Source organism: Streptomyces sp. YKOK-I1, assembly GCF_054660435.1.
Map to the genome: position 1 here is coordinate 8,531,805 of NZ_BAAGDR010000001.1, position 22,387 is coordinate 8,554,191.

The following is a 22,387-nucleotide window of genomic DNA, read 5'->3' on the forward strand; positions in this document are numbered from 1 at the left end:
GAGCCGCCCAGGACGCCCGCACGCCGCATGCCGGGGAGCTTGTCCGGTATGCACGTCCTGGGCGGTGCGCCTACCGTGGCTCGCATGGCTGATGCGCTGGAACTGGAGGCGGGCGGCCGGACCGTACGGCTGTCCAGCCCCGACAAGGTCTTCTTCCCGGAGCGCGGCTTCACCAAGCTGGACCTCGCCCGCTACTACCAGGCCGTCGCGCCCGGCATCCTGCGCGCCCTGCGCAACCGCCCCACCACCCTGGAGCGCTACCCCGACGGCGTGACCGGCGAGTCCTTCTTCCAGAAGCGGGCCCCGAAGAACATGCCCGGCTGGATCCCCACCGCCCACATCACCTTCCCCAGCGGGCGCAGCGCCGACGAGATGTGTCCCACCGAGGAGGCGGCCGTGCTCTGGGCCGCCCAGTACGGCACGCTCACCTTCCACCCCTGGCCCGTCCGCCGCGACGACGTGGACCGCCCCGACGAACTGCGCATCGACCTCGATCCGCAGCCCGGCACCGACTTCGACGACGCCGTCCGCGCCGCCCACGAACTACGGGCCGTCCTCGACGAGTTCGGCGGCCTGCGGGGCTGGCCCAAGACCTCCGGCGGCCGGGGCCTGCACGTCTTCGTGCCGATCCGGCCCGACTGGACCTTCACCCAGGTGCGGCGCGCCGCCATCGCCGTCGGCCGGGAGATGGAGCGGCGGATGCCGGACCGGGTGACGATCAAGTGGTGGAAGGAGGAGCGCGGCGAGCGCATCTTCCTCGACTACAACCAGACCGCCCGGGACCGCACCATCGCCTCCGCCTACTCCGTACGGCCCCGCCCGCACGCCCCCGTCTCGGCGCCCCTGCGCTGGGAGGAGGTCGGCGAGGCGCACCCCCGCGACTTCGACCTCGCGACGATGCCGGCCCGCTTCGCCGAACTCGGCGACGTCCACGCCGACATGGACGAGCACGCCTTCTCCCTGGAGTCCCTCCTGGAACTCGCCCGCCGCGACGAGCACGACCACGGTCTCGGCGACCTCCCGTACCCCCCGGAGTACCCGAAGATGCCGGGCGAGCCGAAGCGGGTCCAGCCGAGCCGGGCCCGCAGCGAGGACGCCCCGCCGCCCTCCCGCTCCCCCCGCCGCGAGAAGCCGCCGCCCCCACCGGAGTCGCAGGCTCCCTGACCCGGACGGGCTTCCGGGGCCCTCGCCCCTGACCCGGACGGCTCGCGGGGCTGTCGCCCCAGCCCCCGAGGGGCTCGCGGGGCGTTCCCCTTGCACCTGAGCGGTATCCGGGGGCGCCCCCCCTGACCCCGAGCGGTATCCGGGGGCGCCCCCCCTGACGATCGGTCACCGTCCCTGCGTCGGCCGGGTCGGCGTCCCGCGGCCGCCCGGCGGCGAGAGCGCTCTCACCGGCCACCTCCCGGAGCTATCCTGATCCGCACCCACCGAGGTCCGAGGAGGAGCCCCGACGTGACCGAGACCGCGCAGCGTCCCACCCTGGAGGCCGTGGCCGCGCGGGCCGGCGTGTCCAGGGCCACCGTGTCGAGGGTGGTCAACGGCGGGGACGGGGTCCGGGAGCCTCTGGTGGAGCGGGTCCGGCGGGCCGTGGAGGAACTCGGCTACGTGCCCAACCAGGCGGCCCGCTCCCTGGTGACCAGACGGCACGGGGCCGTGGCCGTCGTCATCGCCGAACCGGAGACCAGGGTCTTCGCCGACCCGTTCTTCGCGCTCCAGCTCCGCGGCATCAGCAAGCAGTTGACCGCCCAGGACAACCAGCTGGTCCTGCTGCTCACCGAGGGCCGCGACGACCACACACGGGTCGCCCGCTATCTCGCCGGCGGCCATGTCGACGGCGCCCTGGTCTTCTCCCTCCACCTCGACGACCCGCTGCCCGGCCTCATCCGGGGCGCCGGTCTGCCCACCGTGTTCGGCGGCCGCCCCGGCTGGAGCGACGGCGACGCCGGGGTGGCGTACGTGGACAGCGACAACCGGGGCGGGGCCCGCGAGGCCGTACGCCATCTCGTCGGCCTCGGCCGCACCCGGATCGCGCACCTCACCGGCCCCCTCGACCAGACCTCGGCGGCCGACCGGCTCGACGGCTACCGGGACGTCATGGGCGAGGCCGATCCCCGGCTCGTCGTGGAGAGCGACTTCACGCCCGGCGGCGGCGAGCGCGCGATGCGCGTCCTGCTGGACCGTTGCCCGGACGTCGACGCCGTGTTCGCCGCGAACGACCTCACCGCCTCCGGCGCGCTGCGGGTGCTGCGCGAGCGGGGGCGGCGGGTGCCCGAGGACGTGGCGGTGGTCGGCTTCGACGACATGCTGCCGGTCGCCGAGGCCACCGACCCGCCGCTGACGACGGTCCGTCAGGACATCGAGGAGATGGGCCGGATCATGGCCCGCCTCCTGCTGCGCCGCCTCGACCCGCGCACCCCCGAGGAGACCCCGGCCGGAGTGGTCCTGCCGACCACCCTGGTGCGCCGCGCCTCGGCCTGAGCCCGCCCACCGGCCCGGTCTCAGCCCTCCCGCTGCGCGCTTCTGATCACCGCGAAACGCGCCCCGTACGGGTCGGCCAGCCGGGCCATCCGGCCCACGCCCTCCACGTCCGCAGCCGGCATCCGGACCTGGCCGCCCCGCGCCTCCGCCTCGGCGGCCACCGCGTCCACGTCCGCGACCTCGAAGTACGGCAGCCAGTACGCCCCGTCCCGCGCCTCGGTCGGATCGTCGGCCAGCGTCACGAACCCGCCGAACATCGCGTCCTCGCCCGCACCCGGGGGGTTGACACAGGTGTACACGCCCCCGGGGAAGGCGGCCGCGGAGGTCTCCAGACCCAGCGTCGTGTAGTAGAAGGCGGCCGCCGCGGCGATGTCCGGCGTGTACAGCTCCACCCAGCACAGCGAACCCGGTTCACCGGCCAGGTCCACGCCCTTGTTCCGCCCCGGCTGCCAGAGGCCGAAGGGCACCCCCGCCGAGTCGGCGACGATCGCCATCATGCCCTGCCCCATGACGTCCATGGGGGCGAAGAGCACCCGGCCGTGGGCCCGTTCGGCGGACCGGGCGGTGGCGTCCACGTCCGACGACTGGAAATAGACCGTCCAGGCCGGGGGACCCTGCGCGGGCGTGGTCTGCATCCCGCCCGCGACGGTTCTGCCCTCCGACCGGAAGAAGCCGTAACCGCCGGCGTCCGGTCCCGCGGACTCGAAGCGCCAGCCGAACAGGGCGCCGTAGAAGGAGGTGGCGCCGTCGATGTCGGGCGTGCCGAGATCGATCCAGTTCGGAGCGCCGTCGACGAAACGGGTGGTGAGCATCTCCGCCCTCCTCGCAAGGGTCCCGTTGTCTGCACTGCCGAGTCTTGCACCGCCCACTGACAATCGCCGCCGGAGTTCCGCGCGCCGCCGTGCGCCGGGGCCGGTCACGGCGTCATCATCGGGGTGGCCGGAGGCCTGTGCCCGCCGCGTATATCCGGCGTTGATCGAACGTTTTTCGCCGCACGGCACGATCCTGGCCATGCATACCGACACGATCCCCACGTCCGACCTCGGCTGGCAGAGCCAGGCGCTGTGCGCGCAGACCGGGGCGGACTTCTTCTTCCCGGAGCCCGGCAGCTCGGTGCGCGAGGCCAAGCGCATCTGCGGCATGTGCGACATGCGCGTGGCCTGTCTCGAGTACGCCCTGGCCAACGACGAGCGCTTCGGCGTCTGGGGCGGCCTGTCCGAGAAGGAGCGCCTCCAGATCAGGCGCACGTCCTGCTGACCCGTCACCGGGCGGTGGGCCGGCAGAGGTGCCTCGGAAATCCGGGAGACCGCGTCGCGGGGGTGCGGTTAGGATCCGGGGGCGCCACCGGACATAGCGCAGAGGCGGTCGCGCCGGCTTGCCCAGCCGGATGCGCCGGTTCGCATCCGGTCGTCCGGGCGCGGCGGGGTCCCGTAGAGCAGAGGCAGACTCGCCACCTTGTCAGGGTGGATACGCCGGTTCGAATCCGGTCGGGACCGCGGTACGGCGAGCACGGGGGCGGGGACGGATGGGCGAGGAGAGCGGACGGGCGGCGGTCACCGAGCCGGTCACCGAGACGGAACTGGCCGCCTTCCACGCGCTGGTCGGCAGACTGCGCGCGCTGCCCGTCGACGATCCCGTACGGCTGCGCGCCGAGCAGGTCGCCGCGTCCTTCGCGCGCGACGGACGGCTGCGCCGCCGCAAGGCCCGCGGCGCCGAGCTGTCGGCGGCCGACGCCGCCGCGATGGCCGCCACCGCCACCGGAGCCCCGGACCGGCGCGAGGACGCACCCCTGACCGGCGCCGACACCGGTGACGGAGGCGTGTTCCTGCGGCCCCGCACCTGTTACGTCTGCAAGTCGCCGTATCGGCAGGTCGACACCTTCTACCACCGGCTCTGCCCCGGCTGCGCCGTCGACAACACCGCCCGCCGCGCCCTGAGCACCGATCTGCGCGGGCGGCGCGTCCTGCTGACCGGCGGCCGTGTGAAGATCGGCTTCCAGCTGGCGCTGATGATGCTGCGCGACGGCGCGGAGGTCCAGGTCACCTCCCGGTTCCCGCACGACACCGTGCGCCGCTTCCGGGCCGAACCGGGCAGCGATCGGTGGCTGGACCGGCTCACCGTCCTCGCCGTCGACCTGCGCGACCCGCGCCAGGTGCTGGGCCTGTGCGAGGACCTGCGCGCCGAGGGCCGCCCCCTCGACATCCTCGTCAACAACGCGGCCCAGACCGTGCGCCGCCCTGCGCGGTCGTACGCCCTGCTCGCGGCCGGCGAGGCCGACGCGCTGCCCGAGGGGGCGCGCCGGGCCCCCGGGTTCGCGCCGATGCGCATGCTCCCGGGCGGGGCCGCCCCGCTGCCGGCGGCCCTGCGCGAGGCCGACGAGGCCGGTCTGCTGCCCGACCCGTCCCCGGAGAACTCCTGGTCGGCGACGCTCGGCGCGCTCGACCCGGCCGAGGTCCTGGAGACCCAGCTCGTCAACGCCCTCGCCCCCGCCCTGCTGTGCGACCGGCTGCTGCCGCTGCTGCTCGCCTCCCCGCACCCGCGCCGGTACGTCGTCAACGTCACGGCCGTCGAGGGCCGGTTCGCCGTGCGCAACAAGATGCCGGGGCACCCGCACACCAACATGGCCAAGGCCGCCCTCAACATGCTCACCCGCACCAGCGCCGCCGAACTCGCCGCCCGGGGTGTCCACATGTGCGCGGTCGACACCGGCTGGATCACCGACGAGAACCCGGCGCCGAAGAAGGCCCGGATGGCGGGCGCCGGCTTCCGCACCCCGCTCGACACCGTCGACGGCGCGGCCCGGGTGTACGACCCGATCGTGCGCGGAGAGGCCGGTGACCCGGTATCGGGCGTGTTCCTGAAGGACTACCGGGAGGCGGAGTGGTGAACGAGGAGAACGAGGTGAACCGGCGGGCCGGGTTCGCCGGAGTGCCTCCGGTCGTCCCCCGGCCGCTCGCCGACCTCGCCCCGCTGCTCGACTGGCTGCGCGCCGGGCGGCCGGCGGGGGAGCGGCTGGACTTCACGGCCGGGACCGCGCTGCCGGACGGGCGTCCGGACCCGTGCAAGCAGGCACCGGGCGCCGAGGGCGCGGCGCCGGTCGCCGAGGCCCTGGCCGGCGGGCCCTTCCAGCGTCCACAGCGCGACGGACGACGGCACGGGGAGCGGTTCCAGGCCCGTCTGATCCGCCGGCGGGCCAGTCGGGAGGGTTCGTGCCGTCGAGCACGGCGGCACGATGCCGTACAGCGCCGACAGGGCGCACCGGTGTTCCGGTGCGCCCCTCGTCGGTGGGCCGAGCCCGGTGTCAGGCCCCGGCGCGCGCGGCCATGCGCGCCTTGCGCGCGGCCAGCTTCTCGTCGAACTTCGCCGCCTCGGAGTCCAGGCCGTTCATGAACAGGCCCAGCTCCTCCTGCGCCTTCTGCCCCTCGGGGCCGAGGCCGTCGATCTCCATGATCTTCAGGAAGCGCAGCACGGGCTGGATGACGTCGTCGTGGTGGATGCGCAGGTTGTAGACCTCGCCGATGGCCATCTGCGCGGCCCACCGCTCGAAGCCGGGCATACCGTGGCCGGGCATGCGGAAGTTCAGGACGACGTCCCGCACGGCCTGCATGGTGAGGTCGGGGGCGAGCTCGAAGGCGGCCTTCAGCAGGTTGCGGTAGAAGACCATGTGCAGGTTCTCGTCGGTCGCGATGCGCGCCAGCATGCGGTCGCAGACCGGGTCGCCGGACTGGTGACCGGTGTTGCGGTGCGAGATGCGGGTCGCGAGCTCCTGGAAGGCGACGTAGGCGACCGAGTGCAGCATGGAGTGCCGGTTGTCGGACTCGAAGCCCTCGCTCATGTGCATCATCCGGAACTGCTCCAGCTTGTCCGGGTCCACCGCGCGCGAGGCGAGCAGGTAGTCGCGCATCACGATGCCGTGCCGGCCCTCCTCCGCCGTCCAGCGGTGCACCCAGGTGCCCCAGGCGCCGTCGCGGCCGAAGAGGGTGGCGATCTCGTGGTGGTAGCTGGGGAGGTTGTCCTCGGTGAGGAGGTTCACGACGAGCGCGATCCGGCCGATCTCGGTGACCTTGGACTGGCTCTTCTCCCAGGCCTCGCCGTCCTCGAAGAAGCCGGGGAAGTTGCGGCCGTCGCTCCAGGGCACGTACTCGTGGGGCATCCAGTCCTTGGTGACCTTGAGATGCCGGTTGAGTTCCGTCTCGACCACTTCCTCGAGCGCGTACAGCAGCTTGGCGTCGGTCCAGACGGCGGGGCTGCCGAGGTGAGGGGAGGCGATCGTCACGAGGTACTCCAGGGGGACAGAAAAACGGAGCAGAACACTCCGGCGAGCGGATACCGGAACCTACGGGATCGTAGGCTACGAAACCGTAGGTTACGAAGCCGTAGGTTAAGGGTGCTGTAAAGATCGCTGATCAGCAAGGCTTCCCAAGGGATTTCGGGGGGTGCCGAACAGCCTCGGGATCCGCAGGTCCCAGGGCCGGAGAGGTGATCCGCTCACCCGGTCAGGCGTACAGTTCCCGAAGTCGCACCGAGAGGCAAGTCACACATCCTTCCAGCTTCTCGAACTCGCCGATGTCGACCGTGACGGGTTCCAGGCCGAGGTCGGCGAAGAGCTCCGCGGACCGGGGCGCGGCGGCCGACATGAGCAGCTTCGGGCCGCCGAGGAGCACCACGTGCGCGCCGGCCTCCTCGGGCACCGACAGGAACCGGGGGAACAGCGAGGGCCGGTCCACATGGGGGATGTGCCCGATCACCGTACCGTCGGGCAGCGCGGTGACCGCCGACTTCAGATGCAGCACCTTGCTCACCGGTACGGCGACCACCCGGGCCCCGAGCGGCTCGAACGCCGCCCGCACCTGCTGGAGCCCGGCGGCGTTGGTCCGTCCGCCGCGGCCGACGTAGATCGTGTCGCCGACCTTCAGCACGTCGCCGCCGTCCAGGGTGCCCGGCTCCCAGATCCAGTTCACCGAGCAGCCGAGGCGGGCCACGGCCTCCTCGACCCCGTCGGTCTCCGCGCGCCGGGACTCGGCGCCGGGGCGCGCGATCAGGGCCACGTTCCTGTACATGACCACGGTGTCCTCGACGAACACGGCGTCGGGGCAGTCGTCGGCCGGGTCGACCTCGATCGTCTCCCAGCCGTGCGCGCGCAGCGTCTCCGTGTACGCCTCCCACTGGTCGAGGGCGAGGTCGACATCGATCTTCTCGCGCTCGATGTGGGTCACCAGCCCTTCGGCGAGACGGGGGCCGGGGCGGCGGACGAGGGCTTTCCTGCTGGGCACGGACGGGTCTCCGAATCAGCGGTGGCTCGGGCCCGGCCGACGGGTCGCGCCGGAGGTCCGACCGGCGCCCCTGACACGGCGCCGGTCCGCCATCATGCAGCGCGGGCCCACCAGGACAAAACCCCTGGCGCCCGCCTGTGCCCCTCCTGAGACCGCCCCGCCTACGCCGGGTCCGTCACCTCCTCCAGGCTGCTCTCGCGCAACTCCCCGTCCAGCAGCAGCCAGCGGGTGATCCCGATCGACTCCAGGAAGGGCAGATCGTGACTGGCGACGACGAGGGCGCCCTCGTAGGACTCCAGGGCCGTGGTGAGCTGCCGCACACTCGCCATGTCGAGGTTGTTCGTCGGCTCGTCCAGGAGCAGCAGCTGCGGGGCCGGCTCGGCGAGCATCAGCGCCGCCAGGGCCGCCCGGAAACGCTCCCCGCCGGACAGGGTGCCCGCGTTCTGGTCCGCGCGGGCGCCCCGGAACAGGAACCGGGCGAGCCGGGCCCGGATCCGGTTGTTCGTGGCGGCCGGCGCGAACCGCGCCACGTTCTCGGCGACCGTCAGCGTGTCGTCGAGGACGTCCAGCCGCTGTGGCAGGAACCGCAGCGGCACGTGCGCGTGCGCCTCGCCCGCGACCGGCGCCAGCTCCCCGGCGACGGTGCGCAGCAGGGTCGTCTTGCCCGCGCCGTTGCGCCCCACGAGCGCCACGCGCTCCGGCCCGCGCAGATCGAGACCGCCCGCCACGCGCGCGCCGTAGGCGAGTTCCAGGTCCCGCAGGGTGAGGACCTCACGCCCCGGCGGGACGCCGGTGAACGGCAGCTCGACCCGGATCTCGTCGTCGTCGCGCACCGCCTCCGCGGCCTCGTCGAGCCGTTCCCTGGCCTCGGTGAGGCGCTCCTCGTGCAGGATGCGGTGCTTGCCCGCGGACTCCTGCGCCGCGCGCCTGCGCGCCCCCATGACGATCTTCGGCTCGCGTTTCTGCTCGAACATCTTCTGCCCGTAGCGCTTGCGGCGGGCGAGCTTGACCTGGGCGTCGGCCAGTTCGCGTTTCTGCCGGCGCAGATCGGCCTCCGCGACGCGCACCATGCGCTCGGCGGCCTCCTGCTCGCCGGCGAGCGCCTCCTCGTAGGCGGAGAAGGTGCCGCCGTACCAGGTGATCTCCCCGCCGCGCAGGTCGGCGATCTGGTCGACGAGCTCCAGCAGTTCCCGGTCGTGGCTGACCACGACCAGCACGCCCGGCCAGGACTCCACGGCGGCGTACAGCCGCCGGCGGGCGTGGCGGTCGAGGTTGTTGGTGGGTTCGTCGAGCAGCAGGACGTCCGGGCGGCGCAGCAGCAGCGCGGCCAGCCGCAGCAGGACGGACTCGCCGCCGGACACCTCGCCGACGGTGCGGTCCAGGCCGATGTGGCCGAGGCCCAGCTCGCCGAGGGTGGCCAGGGCGCGTTCCTCCACGTCCCAGTCGTCGCCGAGGGCCTCGAAGTGCTCCTCCGCGGCGTCGCCGGCCTCGATGGCGTGCAGGGCGGCCCGCTGTACGGCGATGCCGAGGACGTCGTCGACGCGTCGGCCGGTGTCGAGCGTGACGTTCTGCGGGAGGTGGCCGACCTCGCCGGAGACCCGCACGGAGCCCTCGGTGGGGGTGAGCAGCCCGGCGACCAGTTTCAGCAGGGTCGACTTGCCGGAGCCGTTGACGCCGACGAGCCCGGTCCGGCCGGGGCCGAAGGAGGCGTCGAGGCCGTCGAGGACGGCGGTGCCGTCGGGCCAGGAGAAGGAGAGGGACGAGCAGGCGATGGATCGTGTCAAAGGGGCCTCGCGGTGTGCGTGTGCGGTCAGGGGCATACGCGTGTCGAGACACCGGAGGGCGGCGACCACCGCGGGAACGGCGGGAGCGCGGGCATACGGAAAGCCCTGTCGCTCAAGGACGGCTCGAAGACGCCGAGGTCGCACGCAGCGCCCGCACGGGTGCGGGGCACGGTGTCTCAGGACCTCAGACGAGCAACGTCCTTCTCCAATCGGCGGCAACAGGACCGCTTCAGACGATAGGAGGGGCCGGCAGCCCGGTCAAAGGATTAAAACCGGCCGCCCGCGGTTCAGCAGGCGTCCCGCATCAGTTCCGCGAGGTCGTGGTCCAGATCGAGCTGGAGGTGCTCCAGACCGACCGGCACCAGCTCCCCGGTGGCGCCCAGGAAGCGGCGGATGTCCGACGAGTGGACGTGCACGACGGCGGTGCCCTCAGGGGCGTGGAACTCCAGCACCGTGCGGTCCCAGCCGTACGGGCGGACGCGGACGTCGCCGTGGCCCTCGGCCCGCTCCAGACCGGCGGCGAGCAGGTCACGGGCGAAGGTCCAGCAGACCTCGACGCCCTCCAGGGTCGCGGGGGCCGGGAAGGTCATCCGGACGGCGAACGGATCGCTCCGGTCGTAGTGCAGCATGGCGGGGATGCTCGGCATCCGAGGCGCGGCGGCGACCAGGCGGGCCTCAACGGGCTGCTCGATGACGGTGGACAACGCCTTGCTCCCTTGCTGACGAGGGGACGGACTTCCGGCCGGACGGGGACCGGATACAGGAAGAGACGCTGGAACCGGCCGATCCGTGCACACCGAGGGCGAGTGACCTCGGTCACCGCCTTCATGCGCCGGAGTGACACCGGAGTGACACGGAAGTGACGCACCTGTCCCGCCGTTGCGCGCAGGGCGGTCGAGGCGGCCGAGGCCCTCTGGACGCCATCGGGGCCGTGGACTAGCTTCCCGCGCCATGAGGCGCTTGGGGAAGACGCGACGCACGGTAAGGACGGTAAGAACTGCACGAAGGAGGGCGTGGGCCGCCGCGGCGGCGGTCTGCGCGGCGGCGCTGGCCACGCTGCCCGCCGCGCCGGCCCACGCGCACGGCGATCCGCACTGGGCGCCGAAGGACACCGGCAGCCCCTCGGTCCGCTTCCGCGGGCTGTCCGCGGTCGACCGGCACACCGCGTGGCTGTCCGGCACCCAGGGCACCGTGCTGCGCACCGCCGACGGCGGGGCGAGCTGGCGGAACGTCTCGCCGCCCGGCGCCGCCGACCTGCAGTTCCGTGACATCGAGGCGTTCGACGCGCGCCGCGCGGTGGTGCTGGCGATCGGCGAGGGCGAGGCCTCGCGGGTGTACCGCACCGACGACGGCGGGGCGACCTGGACGGAGTCCTTCCGCAACACCGACGCGAAGGCGTTCTACGACTGCATGACCTTCTTCGACCGCCGCCACGGCCTCGCGATGAGCGACCCGGTGGACGGGAGGTTCCGCATCCTGTCCACCGCGGACGGCGGCCGGTCCTGGACGGTGCTGCCGGACACCGGCATGCCGGCCGCCCTGGACGGCGAGGCCGGTTTCGCCGCCAGTGGCCAGTGCCTGGTCTCCGCCGGGCCGCGGGACGTGTGGCTGGCCACCGGCGGCGCGGCACGCGCGCGGGTGCTGCACTCCGCCGACCGGGGACTGACCTGGACCGCGGCCGACACCCCCGTCCCGGCGGGCGACCCCGCGCGCGGGGTGTTCGCCCTCGCCTTCCGCGACCGTCACCACGGCCTCGCCGTCGGCGGCGACTACCGCGCCGGTCAGCCCTCCCCGGACGCCGCGGCCACCACGGGCGACGCGGGCCGCAGCTGGCGCCCCGCCGCCGGCCCGCCGCCCGCCTACCGCTCCGGCGTGGCCTGGCTCCCGCACCGCCGCGCCGCCGCCCTCGCCGTCGGGCCCACCGGCACCGATCTGACCACCGACGCCGGTCGCACCTGGCGGACCGTCGACACGGGCTCCTACGACACCGTCGACTGCGCCCCCGACGGCGGCTGCTGGGCGGCGGGCGAACAAGGGCGCGCGGCACGACTGGAGAACTGACCGGCCCGGGCCGCCGGGCCGCCGGACCGGCGACCGTCGGGAAACGTGATCGCAGGCCCGCGCGGGGGAGCCGTACGCTCGTCACCACCATGACGACCGTAGACATTCCCGCGGGCTGGCCCGCGACCGAGGAGGAGGCCCGCGCCGTCCAGGACGAGCTGCGGGTCCGCGTGGTGCTCGGCGAACCGGGCCCGCCGCCCGGGACCGGCCGGGTGACGGGGGTGGACGTCGCCTACGACGACGAACGGGACGTCGTCGCGGCCGCGGCCGTCGTGCTGGACGCGGCGAGCCTCGACGTCGTCGCCGAGGCCACCGCCGTCGGCCGGATCTCCTTCCCGTACGTGCCCGGACTGCTCGCCTTCCGCGAGATCCCGACCGTGCTGGCGGCCCTGGACGCCCTGCCCGTCCCGCCCGGCCTGGTCGTCTGTGACGGCTACGGCCTCGCCCACCCGCGCCGCTTCGGCCTCGCGAGCCACCTCGGAGTCCTCACCGGCCTGCCCACGATCGGCGTCGCGAAGAACCCGTTCACCTTCACGTACGACGACCCGGACGCACCGCGCGGAGCGTCCTCGCCGCTCCTCGCGGGCGCCGAGGAGGTCGGGCGGGCCCTGCGCACCCGGCAGGGCGTCAAGCCGGTCTTCGTCTCCGTCGGCCACCGCACGACCCTGGAGAACGCCTGCGCCCACACCCTCGCCCTGACGCCGCGGTTCCGCTTGCCGGAGACGACCCGCAGGGCCGACGCGCTGTGCCGACGGGTTCTCCAGGAGGCGACGGCGGGCCCTGACGGGCGGCCGTACGGGCACCCGGTCTGAGTAGCCGGTCTGAGTATCCGTACGGATGTGGGCGCCGCCCGTCGGCGGCGAGGCTGTGCCCATGACCACGCACCGTGCCCCGAAGCCCCTCGCCGACCCCGGCCGGCCCGTCGAGCGCGCCGTCAACGCCGCGCTGATCCTCGCCGTGCTCGCGGGCCTCGGCTGGATCGTCGGCATGATCTACACGCTCGTCGAGTGGCCGATGTGAGCCGGCGCGCCGCGATGCCGGCCCGGGCCGCTCAGCGGCTCGCCGCCACCCGGAAGCGGATGCCCGCACGGATCAGCCGCTCGGTCAGCGCGTCGCCCATGGCCACCGCCGTGGTGACCTGACCCGCCGTCGGCGGCAGGTCGTCGCAGGCCAGCGCCAGCGCCCCCTCGGCGAACATCTTCGCCGTCTCGTCGTAGCCGGGGTCGCCGCCGGAGACCTCGGTGAACACCCGCCGGCCGCCGCCCTCGCCGACGAACCGGACCGAGAACCAGCTCCGGGCCCGCTTCTCCGCGTTCGGCCCCTCCCCGGGCCTGAGCCGGTCCGACAGCCAGCGCCGGGCGGGCGGCAGCTGGGCGGCCGCGACGACCGTCCCGACGGCCGCGACCCCGCCCACGGCGACCGGTAGCCGCCGCACGGCCGCGTAGTGGCGGTAGCGGAAGTCCGGGCCGTAACGTTCCAGCGCCTTCGCCGAGCGGCGCACGATCTGGGGGTCCACGGTCGGCAGCGGCAGCGCCCAGGCGCCGACCTCCGGGGCGAACCGGGGCACGCCCCTCGGCGCAGAGGCCCGGCGGCCCATCAGACGCGGCTCGTGCCGGCCCCGGTCCCGCGCGGCGGCGGCCATCCGCCTCCAGCGCGCGAACTGGCCCAGCGCGGACGCGAACGTCCCGCCCGAGAACTCCGCGTGCGCCGTCACGAAGCCGTCCACGGTCAGCGGCACGCCCTCGGGCAGCTGCCGGACGGTGAAGTACACGCCGAGGTCGTGCGGGACGGAGTCGAAGCCGACGGCGTGCACCAGCCGTGCGCCCGTCTCCCGCGCGCGGGCGTCGTGCCGGACGTACATCAGGTCCAGGAACTCCGGCTCGCCGCTGAGGTCCAGATAGTCGGCACCGGTGTCCGCGCAGGCGGCGACCAGGTCCTCGCCGTACTCCACATAGGGGCCGACGGTCGTGGCCACCACGCGCGCGTGCTCCGCGAGGGCGCGCAGCGACGCCGGGTCCGCGACGTCGGCGGTGAGCACCCCGGCCGTCGCGCCGAGCCGCTCGCGCAGCCGTTCGAGCTTCTCCCGGCTGCGGCCGGCGATCGCCCAGCGCAGATCCCCGGGCGCGTGGGCGGCGAGGTACTCGGCGGTGAGCGTCCCGACGAATCCGGTCGCGCCGAAGAGCACGATGTCGTACGGACGGTCCGTCCTCTTTAGCCTGCTCATGACACCCCTTGCCCGTTCATGACACCTCTGGTCCCGCAGCCCGCGCCGCTGTCGGTGGCTGAGGCTAGCGTGAGGAGGGCGCAGGCCGACGACGAGCCCGGAGGCAGCAGGTGGCGGTGGACCGGAACGCCCTGAAGAAGTGGGAGAAAGTACGCGCGTTCGCGCTCGGGCTGCCGGGCGCGACCGAGGAGTTCCCCTGGGGCGGGGCGGTCGCCAAGGTCAACAGGAAGGTCTTCGTCTTCCTCGGCGTCGACGACGGCAGTCACCCGCTGGGCGTCACCGTCAAGCTCAAGGACGAGACGGCCCACGCGCACGCGCTGGCCGCCCCGGGCGCCGAGCCGACCGGGTACGGCCTGGGGAAGGCGGGCTGGGTGAGCCTCCCGTTGCAGGAGAAGGGCGCCCCGCCGGCCGAGCTGCTGTGCGACTGGGTCGAGGAGAGCTACCGCACGATCGCGCCCCAGCGGCTCATAGCGGAGCTGGACGCCCGCTGAGCCGGTGCCGGCCGGGCGTGTCGCGCCTAAACTGGCTAAGCGCTTGCTCGCTCGGCTCTTGTGCCCACTGGAACACGTTCTTAACATCACGGGTGTTACATCGGTTGTGTCACAGCAAGGGGGCTGGATGACGACGGCACACACGTCCGGGCACGGCCCGCTCACCGGGGTGCGCGTGGTGGAGCTCGCCGGCATCGGCCCGGGCCCCTTCGCCGCGATGCTGCTCGCCGACCTCGGCGCCGACGTCGTCCGCGTGGACCGCCCCGGCGGCCCCTCCCTCGGCGTCGACCCGGCCCACGACGTCACCAACCGCAACAAGCGCTCGGTCCTCGTCGACCTCAAGGCACCCGACGGCCCCGCGCGCGTGCTCGACCTCGCCGCCCGCGCCGACGTGCTGATCGAGGGCAACCGGCCCGGCGTCGCCGAGCGGCTCGGCGTCGGCCCCGAGGACTGCCACGCCCGCAACCCCCGGCTGGTCTACGGCCGGATGACCGGCTGGGGCCAGGAGGGCCCCCTCGCCCACCGCGCCGGCCACGACATCGCCTACATCGCGCTGACCGGCACCCTCGGCATGATCGGCGCCCCCGACACCCCGCCGCCCGCCCCCGCCAACCTGCTCGGCGACTACGCGGGCGGCTCCCTCTACCTCGTCGTCGGCGTCCTCGCCGCGCTGCACCACGCGCGCGTGAGCGGCACCGGCCAGGTCGTCGACGCGGCGATCGTGGACGGCACCGCCCACCTCTCCACGATGATCCACGGCATGCTCGCGGCCGGCGGCTGGCGGGACCGGCGCGCCGCCAACCTCCTCGACGGCGGCTGCCCGTACTACGGCAGCTACGAGACCGCCGACGGCGGGTACATGGCGGTCGGCGCCCTGGAACCGCAGTTCTACGACGAGTTCACCCGCCTCCTCGGCCTCGGGGACTTCCGCGACGCCCGCAGGGACTGGACCCGCTGGGGCGAGCTGCGCGAGGCGGTCGCCGCCCGCTTCAAGGCCCGCACCCGCGACGAGTGGACGGCCCTGTTCGAGGGCTCCGACGCGTGTGTGGCGCCCGTGCTGTCGCTGCGCGAGGCCCCGCACCACCCGCACCTCGCCGCCCGCGGCACCTTCACCGACCACGGCGGCATCACCCAGCCGGCCCCCGCCCCCCGCTTCTCCGCCACCCCCACGGCCGTCCGCTCCGGCCCTGCGCAGCCCGGCGCCGACACCGCGCGGGTGGCCCGCGACTGGGACGTGCCGGGGCTGGCGAACGACCTGGTGAAGACCCCCGTGGACGACCTCCCGCGCCAGGGCGACTGACCCCGTTCGGCCCACCCTCCCCGAAAGGCTTGACCAGTGAGCACCGAAGCGTACGTGTACGACGCGATCCGCACCCCGCGCGGGCGCGGCAAGGCGAACGGCGCCCTGCACGGCACGAAGCCCATCGACCTCGTCGTCGGCCTCATCCACGAACTGCGGGGCCGCTTCCCGGGCCTCGACCCGGCCGCGATCGACGACATCGTCCTCGGCGTCGTCAGCCCGGTCGGCGACCAGGGCTCCGACATCGCGCGGACCGCCGCGATCGCGGCAGGGCTGCCGGACACCGTGGCCGGCGTGCAGGAGAACCGCTTCTGCGCCTCGGGCCTGGAGGCCGTCAACCTGGCCGCCGCCAAGGTCCGCTCCGGCTGGGAGGACCTGGTCCTCGCGGGCGGCGTGGAGTCGATGTCCCGGGTGCCGATGGCCTCCGACGGCGGTGCCTGGTTCAACGACCCCATGACGAACCTCGCCGTCAACTTCGTGCCGCAGGGCATCGGCGCCGACCTCATCGCCACCATCGAGGGCTTCTCGCGCCGTGACGTCGACGAGTACGCGGCCCTGTCCCAGGAGCGGGCGGCGACCGCCTGGAAGGAGGGCCGCTTCGACCGCTCCGTCGTCCCGGTCAGGGACCGCGCCGGACTCGTCGTCCTCGACCACGACGAGCACCTGCGCCCCGGCACCACCGCCGACTCCCTCGCGGCCCTCAAGCCGTCCTTCGCCGACATCGGCGAGCTCGGCGGCTTCGACGCGGTGGCGCTCCAGACGTACCACTGGGTGGAGCGCATCGACCACGTGCACCACGCGGGCAACTCCTCCGGCATCGTCGACGGCGCCTCCCTGGTCGCCATCGGCTCGAAGGAGGCCGGCGAGCGGGGCGGCCTCACCCCCCGCGCGCGGATCGTCTCCGCCGCCGTCTCCGGCTCCGAGCCGACCATCATGCTCACCGGCCCCGCCCCGGCCACCCGCAAGGCCCTCGCCAAGGCCGGGCTGACCATCGACGACATCGACCTCGTCGAGATCAACGAGGCGTTCGCCGCGGTGGTGCTGCGGTTCGTCAAGGACATGGGCCTGTCCCTGGACAAGGTCAACGTCAACGGCGGCGCCATCGCCCTCGGCCACCCCCTCGGCGCCACCGGCGCGATGATCCTCGGCTCCCTCGTCGACGAACTGGAGCGCCAGGACAAGCGCTACGGCCTCGCCACCCTCTGCGTCGGCGGCGGCATGGGCATCGCCACGATCGTCGAGCGCGTCTGACCCTCCCCAGCGGCACCCCACAGACTTCTACGGAGACCCCGTCATGACCGAGAGCACCACCATCCGCTGGGAACAGGACCGCACCGGCCTCGTCACCCTCGTCCTCGACGACCCGAACCAGTCCGCGAACACCATGAACGCGGCCTTCCGCGCCTCCCTCGCCGCGGTCACCGACCGCCTGGAGGCCGAGAAGGACACCATCCGGGGCGTCATCCTCACCTCCGCCAAGAAGACCTTCTTCGCCGGCGGCGACCTGCGCGACCTGATCCGCGTCACCCCCGAGACCGCCCAGGAGCTGTTCGACGGCGGCCTGGAGATCAAGCGCAACCTCCGCCGCATCGAGACCCTCGGCAAGCCCGTCGTCGCGGCGATGAACGGCGCGGCCCTCGGCGGCGGCTACGAACTCGCCCTCGCCTGCCACCACCGCATCGCCCTGGACGCCCCCGGCGCCAAGATCGGCTGCCCCGAGGTCACCCTCGGTCTGCTCCCCGGAGGCGGCGGCGTGGTGCGCACCGTCCGCCTGCTGGGCATCGCCGACGCCCTCCTGAAGGTCCTCCTCCAGGGCACCCAGTACGGCCCGCACAAGGCCCTGCAGAACGGTCTGATCGACGAGGTCGCCGCCACCCCCGAGGAACTCCTCGCCAAGGCCCGCGCCTTCATCGACGCCAACCCCGAGTCCCGGCAGCCCTGGGACAGGCCGGGCTACCGCATCCCCGGCGGTACCCCCGCGAACCCGAAGTTCGCCGCCAACCTGCCCGCCTTCCCCGCCACCCTGCGCAAGCAGACGGGCGGCGCCCCCTACCCGGCGCCGCGCGCCATCCTCGCCGCGGCCGTCGAGGGCTCCCAGGTCGACTTCGAGACCGCGCAGGTCATCGAGGCCCGCTACTTCGTCGAGCTCGCCGCCGGCCAGACCTCGAAGAACATGATCCAGGCGTTCTTCTTCGACCTCCAGGCCGTCAACTCCGGCGCCAACCGCCCCCAGGGCATCGAGCCCCGCAAGGTCCGCCGGGTGGCCGTCCTCGGCGCGGGCATGATGGGCGCCGGCATCGCCTACGCGTGCGCCCGCGCGGGCATCGACGTCGTCCTGAAGGACGTCACCCCGCAAGCCGCCGCCAAGGGCAGGGGCTACTCCGAGAAGCTGTGCGCCAAGGCCGTCTCCCGGGGTCGTACCACCCAGGAGAAGGCGGACGCGCTGCTCGCCCGCATCACCCCCACCGCCGACCCCGCCGACCTGGCCGGCTGCGACGCCGTCATCGAGGCCGTGTTCGAGGACACCGCCCTCAAGCACAAGGTCTTCCAGGAGATCGAGCAGGTCCTCGCCCCCGACGCGCTGCTCTGCTCCAACACCTCCACGCTCCCCATCACCGCCCTCGCCGAGGGCGTGGAGCGCCAGGAGGACTTCATCGGCCTGCACTTCTTCTCGCCCGTCGACAAGATGCCGCTCGTCGAGATCATCAAGGGCGAACGCACCGGCGACGAGGCGCTCGCACGCGCCTTCGACCTGGTCCGGCAGATCAGGAAGACGCCGATCGTCGTCAACGACTCGCGCGGCTTCTTCACCTCCCGGGTGATCGGCCACTTCATCAACGAGGGCGTCGCCATGGTCGGCGAGGGCATCGAGCCCGCCTCGATCGAGCAGGCCGCCGCCCAGGCCGGCTACCCGGCCAAGGTGCTCTCCCTGATGGACGAGCTGACGCTCACGCTCCCGCAGAAGATCCGCCGGGAGTCCCGGCGCGCCGTGGAGGAGGCGGGCGGCACCTGGACCGCCCACCCCGCCGAGGCCGTCGTGGACCGCATGGTCGACGAGTTCGGCCGCCCCGGCCGCAGCGGCGGAGCGGGCTTCTACGAGTACGCCGAGGACGGCTCCCGCGGCGCACTCTGGCCGGGCCTGCGCGAGCACTTCACGCGCGCGGGCAGCGAGATCCCCTTCCGGGACATGCAGGAACGCATGCTCTTCGCCGAGGCCCTCGACACCGTCCGGCTCGTTGAGGAGGGCGTCCTGACCTCCGTCGCCGACGCCAACATCGGCTCCCTGTTCGGCATCGGCTTCCCCGGCTGGACCGGCGGTGTGCTCCAGTACGTCAACGGCTACGACGGGGGCCTCGCCGGATTCGTGGCACGCGCGCGTGAACTCGCCGCACGCTACGGCGACCGCTTCACCCCGCCCGCCCTGCTGGTGGAGAAGGCCGAGCGGGGGGAGACCTTCACCGACGCCCGCTGACACCCCGCGCGCCGGACCCCGTGACCTCCCCAGGGCTCACGGGGTTCGCCCCGTGGGCCCCGCCGCGTAACGCTCCTCGCGCCCCGGTCCAAGAACAGCCGTAGGGACCACGGGAGGAAGGGACGCGCGTGGACGGCACAAGGCGGTCACGGTCGGACTGGCTGGACGCGCTGCGCGCCGTCGCGGCCCTCGTCGTGGTGTTCGACCACGCGTCCGCCACCTTCCTGCCGGAGTTCCGGCGGGACCTCATGCCGCACTTCAACACCAGCCGCTACGGCATCATGGTGTTCTTCCTGGTCAGCGGCTACATCATCCCCGCCTCGCTGGAACGCCGGGGCTCCGTCCGCAGCTTCTGGACCGGCCGGGTCTTCCGCCTCTACCCGCTGTGGGCGCTCGCCGTCGGCACGATCCTGGTCCTCGACCTCGCGGGGGTCACCCGGATCCGCGGCGGCCAGGGCGCCGTCGGGGTCGCCGTCGCCCACGTCACCCTGCTCCAGGAACTGCTGGGCACGCCCAACCTCCTGCTCGTCCTGTGGACACTGTCGTACGAGACGGCCTTCTACCTCTTGGTCGTCGCCCTCTTCACGGTCCGCCGGCACCGGCGGTCGGCGGCGGCCGCCGTCACCCTGGCCGTGCTCGCCGCCGTCGGCGCGCTCACGGGCGGCGGGCTGCCGGTCTCCGCCCTGTCCGGCCTGACCGGCACCGGCCCGCTGATCGCCGGCGCCGCGGCCGTCCTGGCCGTCGCCGTGTGCGGCGCGAGCGCCGGCCCGCCCGCGGTGCGCGTCGCCGGGGGAGTGCTGGGCGGCGTCCTGGCCCTCGCCCTGGTGGCGTTCGACAGCACGGTGCCGCAGTGGGAGAGCCTCGTGATCCTGGCCGTGATGTTCCTCGGCACGGCCGTCCACCGGGCCGAACACGGCAGGAGCACCTGGCGCGCCGCGGTCTGCGCGGCCGCCGTGGTGCTGCTCTGCGCGGTGGGCAGCGCCTGGTGGTACGGCGACGGCCACTACTTCACCCGGCGCGGCTGGATCACCGCGTTCCTGCTGGCCGTGCTCACCTTCGCCGCCGGCTTCGCGGCGCGCGGGCGGCGGATCCCGCGCGGGACGGCCGCGCTGGGCGTGATCAGCTACTCGGTCTACCTGCTGCATCCGGTGCTGCTCACGGCGGTCGACGCCACGATCGGCCGGCAACGGCACGACGAGCCCCTGCTCCTGGTGGCCTTCGTCGTGGTGCTGCTGCCGCTGTGCGCGCTGACGTACCGCTGGATCGAGGTGCCCGGCCAGGCGTGGGGCCGCCGGCTGACGGCCCGCCGGGTGCCGGCCGCCCCTCAGCCGCCCGGCTGCGCCTCCGACAGCCACAGCCGCAGCTCGTCTCGCAGTGAACGCTGAAACGTCGTCAGCAGGGCCTGGACGACCAGCGGACGCATCTGCGCGGTCAGCGAGCGCACGTCCTGCGCGTCCCGTTCGGCCACCGCCTCCCGCAGCAGCCCGGACAGCTCCTGCGCCGCCGCGCGCGAGTGCGCGATCAGCGTGGCGCGCGCCGCGAGGATCACCTCCTGCGACAGCGGTACGTCGAGCAGCCGCACCCCGAGCGGCAGCAGACCGGAGTCGACCCGGTACCCGCCGTCGGGCGCGGCCTCGACGACGTCCATGGCCACCAGCCGCCGCACGTCGTCCTCGGACAGCGGCCGCCCCGCCCGCCGCCGCAGCTCCTCGCCGCTCACCGGCTCGTCGGCGCCCGGCGCCCAGGACGCCACCACCGCCCGGTGCACGGCGAGGTCGTGCGCGTCGAGGCCGGGCGGCAGCTGCCCCAGGTAGCGCTCGATCGCCGCCAGGGTCATGCCCTGCCGCTGCAGCTCCTCGATCAGCTCCAGACGCGCGAGGTGCTCCGGGCCGTAGTGCCCCACCCGGCGCGGGCCGATCACGGGTGGCGGCAGCAGGCCCCTGGTGCTGTAGAAGCGGACCGTGCGGACCGTGACCCCCGCGCGTGCGGCCAGCTCGTCGACCGTGAGGGGCCGCTCGTCGGTCTCGATCGTCATGCGCAGCAGTATCGCGGTCGCGGGGGCGGCCGTGTGAGAAGTAACGCTCTGTGACCCGGGACACGGGTGATCCGGGGGTGCTCTGGGAAGCTGCTGCCCTGCGCAGCCAGGTGCCCTACGGCGGCATCCTGCTCACCTGCGCCGTCTGCGTCCTCGGCGTCGGCCTGAACTTCCTCATGCCGAGCCAGGCCTTCGAGATCGTGCTGAACGTGGCCTCCCTCGGCATCATCAGCACCTGGGTGATCATCATGATCTGCCACCTGGTGTTCGTCCGCCGCGCCCGGGCGGGCCTCGTCGAGCGGCCCTCCTTCCGCCTCCCCGGCAGCCCGGTCGCCGAACTCGTCACGATCCCCTTCCTGCTCGCCGTCCTCGGCCTCATGGGGAACGACCCCGAGGTGGGCCGCAAGACCCTCCTGCTGATCCCGGTGATCGCGGCCGCCCTGGTCGGCGGCTGGTTCGCGGTGCGGCGCCGGGTCTCCAGGACCGCCGACTCCGAACTCGCCGACCTCACGAAGTAGCAGGTCAGGGCCATTGTCAGTGCCATCGCCTACGGTGGCGTCATGTCGGAGATCACGTACATCCGGGGGGACGCCACCGTGCCGTCGGTGAAGGGCGCCAAGGTGATCGCCCACGTCTGCAACGACATCGGGGGCTGGGGCAAGGGCTTCGTCCTGGCCCTCTCCCGCCGCTGGCCGGAGCCGGAGGCGGCCTACCGCGCCTGGCACCGCGAGCGTGCCTCCAACGACTTCGGCCTGGGCGCGCTGCAGCTCGTCCCGGTCAGGCCGGACGTGTGGGTCGCCAACATGATCGGCCAGCGCGGCGTGCGCACGGGCAGCAAGGGCGTGCCCGTGCGCTACGAGGCCGTCGACGCGGCCCTGGCCCGTCTGGCCGACCGCGTCGTCGACCTCGACGCCTCCGTCCACATGCCCCGCATCGGCTGCGGTCTCGCCGGCGGCAAGTGGTCGCGGGTCGAGCCGCTCGTGACCGAGCGGCTCGTGCGGCGGGGCATAGCCGTGACGGTGTACGACCACGGCGAGGGGTAGCGCCCCTCGTTTCCGCTACGGGCGCTACTTCCGGCGTGCCGCGGTCAGGCCGATCACGCCGACGATGACGAGGGGTGCTCCCAGCAGACTCAGGAAAGGCACCCCCGCGATCAGCCCGATGCCGACGCACAGCGCGCCGACACCGGTCAGTACCCGCCACACACCCTCGTTGCCGCTCTGCCCGCCTGCCATGACCTCTCCCCTCGGTCTCCCCGACTCCTTCCCA

At 73.6% G+C, this 22,387-nt stretch carries 21 protein-coding genes, 2 tRNA genes and 2 pseudogenes; 16 read left to right on the top strand and 9 right to left on the bottom strand.

The genetic code is table 11. The annotated features are described in order from the left end of the window. Positions 1–84: 84 nt before the first annotated feature. Positions 85–1,164: a non-homologous end-joining DNA ligase gene (gene ligD, locus ACYQ8Q_RS37990; RefSeq protein ID WP_460071234.1), complete on the top strand. Its 1,080-nt coding sequence runs from the start codon at positions 85–87 to the stop codon at positions 1,162–1,164. A 288-nt stretch (positions 1,165–1,452) separates the two neighbouring features. Beyond that, a complete protein-coding gene (locus tag ACYQ8Q_RS37995; RefSeq protein WP_460071235.1) occupies positions 1,453–2,478 on the top strand; it encodes a LacI family DNA-binding transcriptional regulator in 1,026 nt (341 codons plus the stop codon). A gap of 20 nt (positions 2,479–2,498) precedes the next feature. Here ACYQ8Q_RS37995 and ACYQ8Q_RS38000 read toward each other — a convergent pair whose 3' ends face one another. Further along, the gene (locus tag ACYQ8Q_RS38000; protein ID WP_460071236.1) at positions 2,499–3,290 is read right to left on the bottom strand and encodes a VOC family protein; all 792 of its coding nucleotides are present in this window, start codon (positions 3,288–3,290) and stop codon (positions 2,499–2,501) included. 199 nt (positions 3,291–3,489) lie between these two features. Here ACYQ8Q_RS38000 and ACYQ8Q_RS38005 point away from each other — a divergent pair, with 199 nt between their 5' ends. The 4 genes from ACYQ8Q_RS38005 (at position 3,490) to ACYQ8Q_RS38020 (ending at position 5,365) form a co-directional block, all read left to right on the top strand. Further along, complete coding sequence (locus ACYQ8Q_RS38005; RefSeq protein ID WP_460071237.1) at positions 3,490–3,735, top strand: WhiB family transcriptional regulator; 246 nt, start codon at positions 3,490–3,492, stop codon at positions 3,733–3,735. Between the two features lie 87 nt (positions 3,736–3,822). Continuing rightward, positions 3,823–3,894, top strand: a tRNA-Gly gene (locus tag ACYQ8Q_RS38010). 8 nt (positions 3,895–3,902) lie between these two features. After that, a tRNA-Asp gene (locus tag ACYQ8Q_RS38015) sits at positions 3,903–3,974 on the top strand. A gap of 29 nt (positions 3,975–4,003) precedes the next feature. Continuing rightward, positions 4,004–5,365: an SDR family NAD(P)-dependent oxidoreductase gene (locus ACYQ8Q_RS38020; RefSeq protein WP_460071238.1), complete on the top strand. Its 1,362-nt coding sequence runs from the start codon at positions 4,004–4,006 to the stop codon at positions 5,363–5,365. Between the two features lie 414 nt (positions 5,366–5,779). On the opposite strand, the gene ACYQ8Q_RS38025 is transcribed toward ACYQ8Q_RS38020, so the two are convergent. From ACYQ8Q_RS38025 to ssgD, 5 genes and pseudogenes are all read right to left on the bottom strand, one after another. Continuing rightward, positions 5,780–6,754 (bottom strand): acyl-ACP desaturase, encoded by a 975-nt coding sequence (locus tag ACYQ8Q_RS38025; RefSeq protein ID WP_460071239.1) that lies wholly within the window; start codon positions 6,752–6,754, stop codon positions 5,780–5,782. A gap of 220 nt (positions 6,755–6,974) precedes the next feature. Beyond that, the gene (gene ddaH / locus ACYQ8Q_RS38030) at positions 6,975–7,751 is read right to left on the bottom strand and encodes a dimethylargininase (RefSeq protein WP_460071240.1); all 777 of its coding nucleotides are present in this window, start codon (positions 7,749–7,751) and stop codon (positions 6,975–6,977) included. 161 nt (positions 7,752–7,912) lie between these two features. Then, on the bottom strand, positions 7,913–8,821 hold the full coding sequence (locus tag ACYQ8Q_RS38035; RefSeq protein ID WP_460073651.1) for an ATP-binding cassette domain-containing protein: 909 nt from the start codon (positions 8,819–8,821) through the stop codon (positions 7,913–7,915). A gap of 123 nt (positions 8,822–8,944) precedes the next feature. After that, positions 8,945–9,451 (bottom strand): annotated as a pseudogene (locus ACYQ8Q_RS38040) (ATP-binding cassette domain-containing protein); the annotation flags it as partial. 371 nt (positions 9,452–9,822) lie between these two features. Continuing rightward, positions 9,823–10,239, bottom strand: a complete 417-nt coding sequence (gene ssgD / locus ACYQ8Q_RS38045; protein WP_460071241.1) for a spore wall synthesis regulator SsgD — start codon at positions 10,237–10,239, stop codon at positions 9,823–9,825. Between the two features lie 247 nt (positions 10,240–10,486). On the opposite strand from ssgD, the gene ACYQ8Q_RS38050 reads away from it, so the two are divergent. The 3 genes from ACYQ8Q_RS38050 (at position 10,487) to mmpA (ending at position 12,616) form a co-directional block, all read left to right on the top strand. After that, on the top strand, positions 10,487–11,596 hold the full coding sequence (locus ACYQ8Q_RS38050; RefSeq protein ID WP_460071242.1) for a WD40/YVTN/BNR-like repeat-containing protein: 1,110 nt from the start codon (positions 10,487–10,489) through the stop codon (positions 11,594–11,596). Between the two features lie 89 nt (positions 11,597–11,685). Continuing rightward, positions 11,686–12,408 carry an endonuclease V gene (locus tag ACYQ8Q_RS38055; protein ID WP_460071243.1) on the top strand — a complete coding sequence of 241 codons (723 nt, stop codon included), beginning with the start codon at positions 11,686–11,688 and terminating at the stop codon, positions 12,406–12,408. Positions 12,409–12,469: 61 nt separating this feature from the next. Further along, complete coding sequence (gene mmpA, locus ACYQ8Q_RS38060; RefSeq protein ID WP_460071244.1) at positions 12,470–12,616, top strand: morphogenic membrane protein MmpA; 147 nt, start codon at positions 12,470–12,472, stop codon at positions 12,614–12,616. A gap of 31 nt (positions 12,617–12,647) precedes the next feature. Here mmpA and ACYQ8Q_RS38065 read toward each other — a convergent pair whose 3' ends face one another. After that, positions 12,648–13,820: a saccharopine dehydrogenase family protein gene (locus tag ACYQ8Q_RS38065; RefSeq protein ID WP_460071245.1), complete on the bottom strand. Its 1,173-nt coding sequence runs from the start codon at positions 13,818–13,820 to the stop codon at positions 12,648–12,650. A 110-nt stretch (positions 13,821–13,930) separates the two neighbouring features. Between ACYQ8Q_RS38065 and ACYQ8Q_RS38070 the strand changes: the two genes are divergently transcribed. The 5 genes from ACYQ8Q_RS38070 to ACYQ8Q_RS38090 all read left to right on the top strand — a co-directional run bounded on the left by ACYQ8Q_RS38070 (position 13,931) and on the right by ACYQ8Q_RS38090 (position 20,468). Further along, positions 13,931–14,311 carry an MmcQ/YjbR family DNA-binding protein gene (locus ACYQ8Q_RS38070; RefSeq protein WP_460071246.1) on the top strand — a complete coding sequence of 127 codons (381 nt, stop codon included), beginning with the start codon at positions 13,931–13,933 and terminating at the stop codon, positions 14,309–14,311. 127 nt (positions 14,312–14,438) lie between these two features. Next, positions 14,439–15,611, top strand: coding sequence for a CaiB/BaiF CoA transferase family protein (locus ACYQ8Q_RS38075; protein WP_460071247.1), 1,173 nt, complete (start codon positions 14,439–14,441; stop codon positions 15,609–15,611). A 36-nt stretch (positions 15,612–15,647) separates the two neighbouring features. Beyond that, positions 15,648–16,862, top strand: coding sequence for an acetyl-CoA C-acetyltransferase (locus ACYQ8Q_RS38080; protein ID WP_460071248.1), 1,215 nt, complete (start codon positions 15,648–15,650; stop codon positions 16,860–16,862). Positions 16,863–16,905: 43 nt separating this feature from the next. Beyond that, positions 16,906–19,083, top strand: coding sequence for a 3-hydroxyacyl-CoA dehydrogenase NAD-binding domain-containing protein (locus tag ACYQ8Q_RS38085; protein WP_460071249.1), 2,178 nt, complete (start codon positions 16,906–16,908; stop codon positions 19,081–19,083). A gap of 128 nt (positions 19,084–19,211) precedes the next feature. Next, on the top strand, positions 19,212–20,468 hold the full coding sequence (locus ACYQ8Q_RS38090) for an acyltransferase family protein (RefSeq protein ID WP_460071250.1): 1,257 nt from the start codon (positions 19,212–19,214) through the stop codon (positions 20,466–20,468). Here ACYQ8Q_RS38090 and ACYQ8Q_RS38095 read toward each other — a convergent pair. Continuing rightward, positions 20,408–21,118, bottom strand: coding sequence for a MerR family transcriptional regulator (locus tag ACYQ8Q_RS38095; protein ID WP_460071251.1), 711 nt, complete (start codon positions 21,116–21,118; stop codon positions 20,408–20,410). The genes ACYQ8Q_RS38090 and ACYQ8Q_RS38095 overlap by 61 nt on opposite strands. A 101-nt stretch (positions 21,119–21,219) precedes the next feature. Here ACYQ8Q_RS38095 and ACYQ8Q_RS38100 point away from each other — a divergent pair. Further along, a pseudogene (locus ACYQ8Q_RS38100) lies at positions 21,220–21,636 on the top strand (amino acid permease); the annotation flags it as partial. A 42-nt stretch (positions 21,637–21,678) separates the two neighbouring features. Further along, positions 21,679–22,161 (top strand): macro domain-containing protein, encoded by a 483-nt coding sequence (locus ACYQ8Q_RS38105; protein WP_460071252.1) that lies wholly within the window; start codon positions 21,679–21,681, stop codon positions 22,159–22,161. Between the two features lie 24 nt (positions 22,162–22,185). Here the strand turns inward: ACYQ8Q_RS38105 and ACYQ8Q_RS38110 are convergent, their stop codons facing one another. Next, positions 22,186–22,353 (bottom strand): hypothetical protein, encoded by a 168-nt coding sequence (locus ACYQ8Q_RS38110; protein ID WP_460071253.1) that lies wholly within the window; start codon positions 22,351–22,353, stop codon positions 22,186–22,188. Positions 22,354–22,387 lie beyond the last annotated feature (34 nt).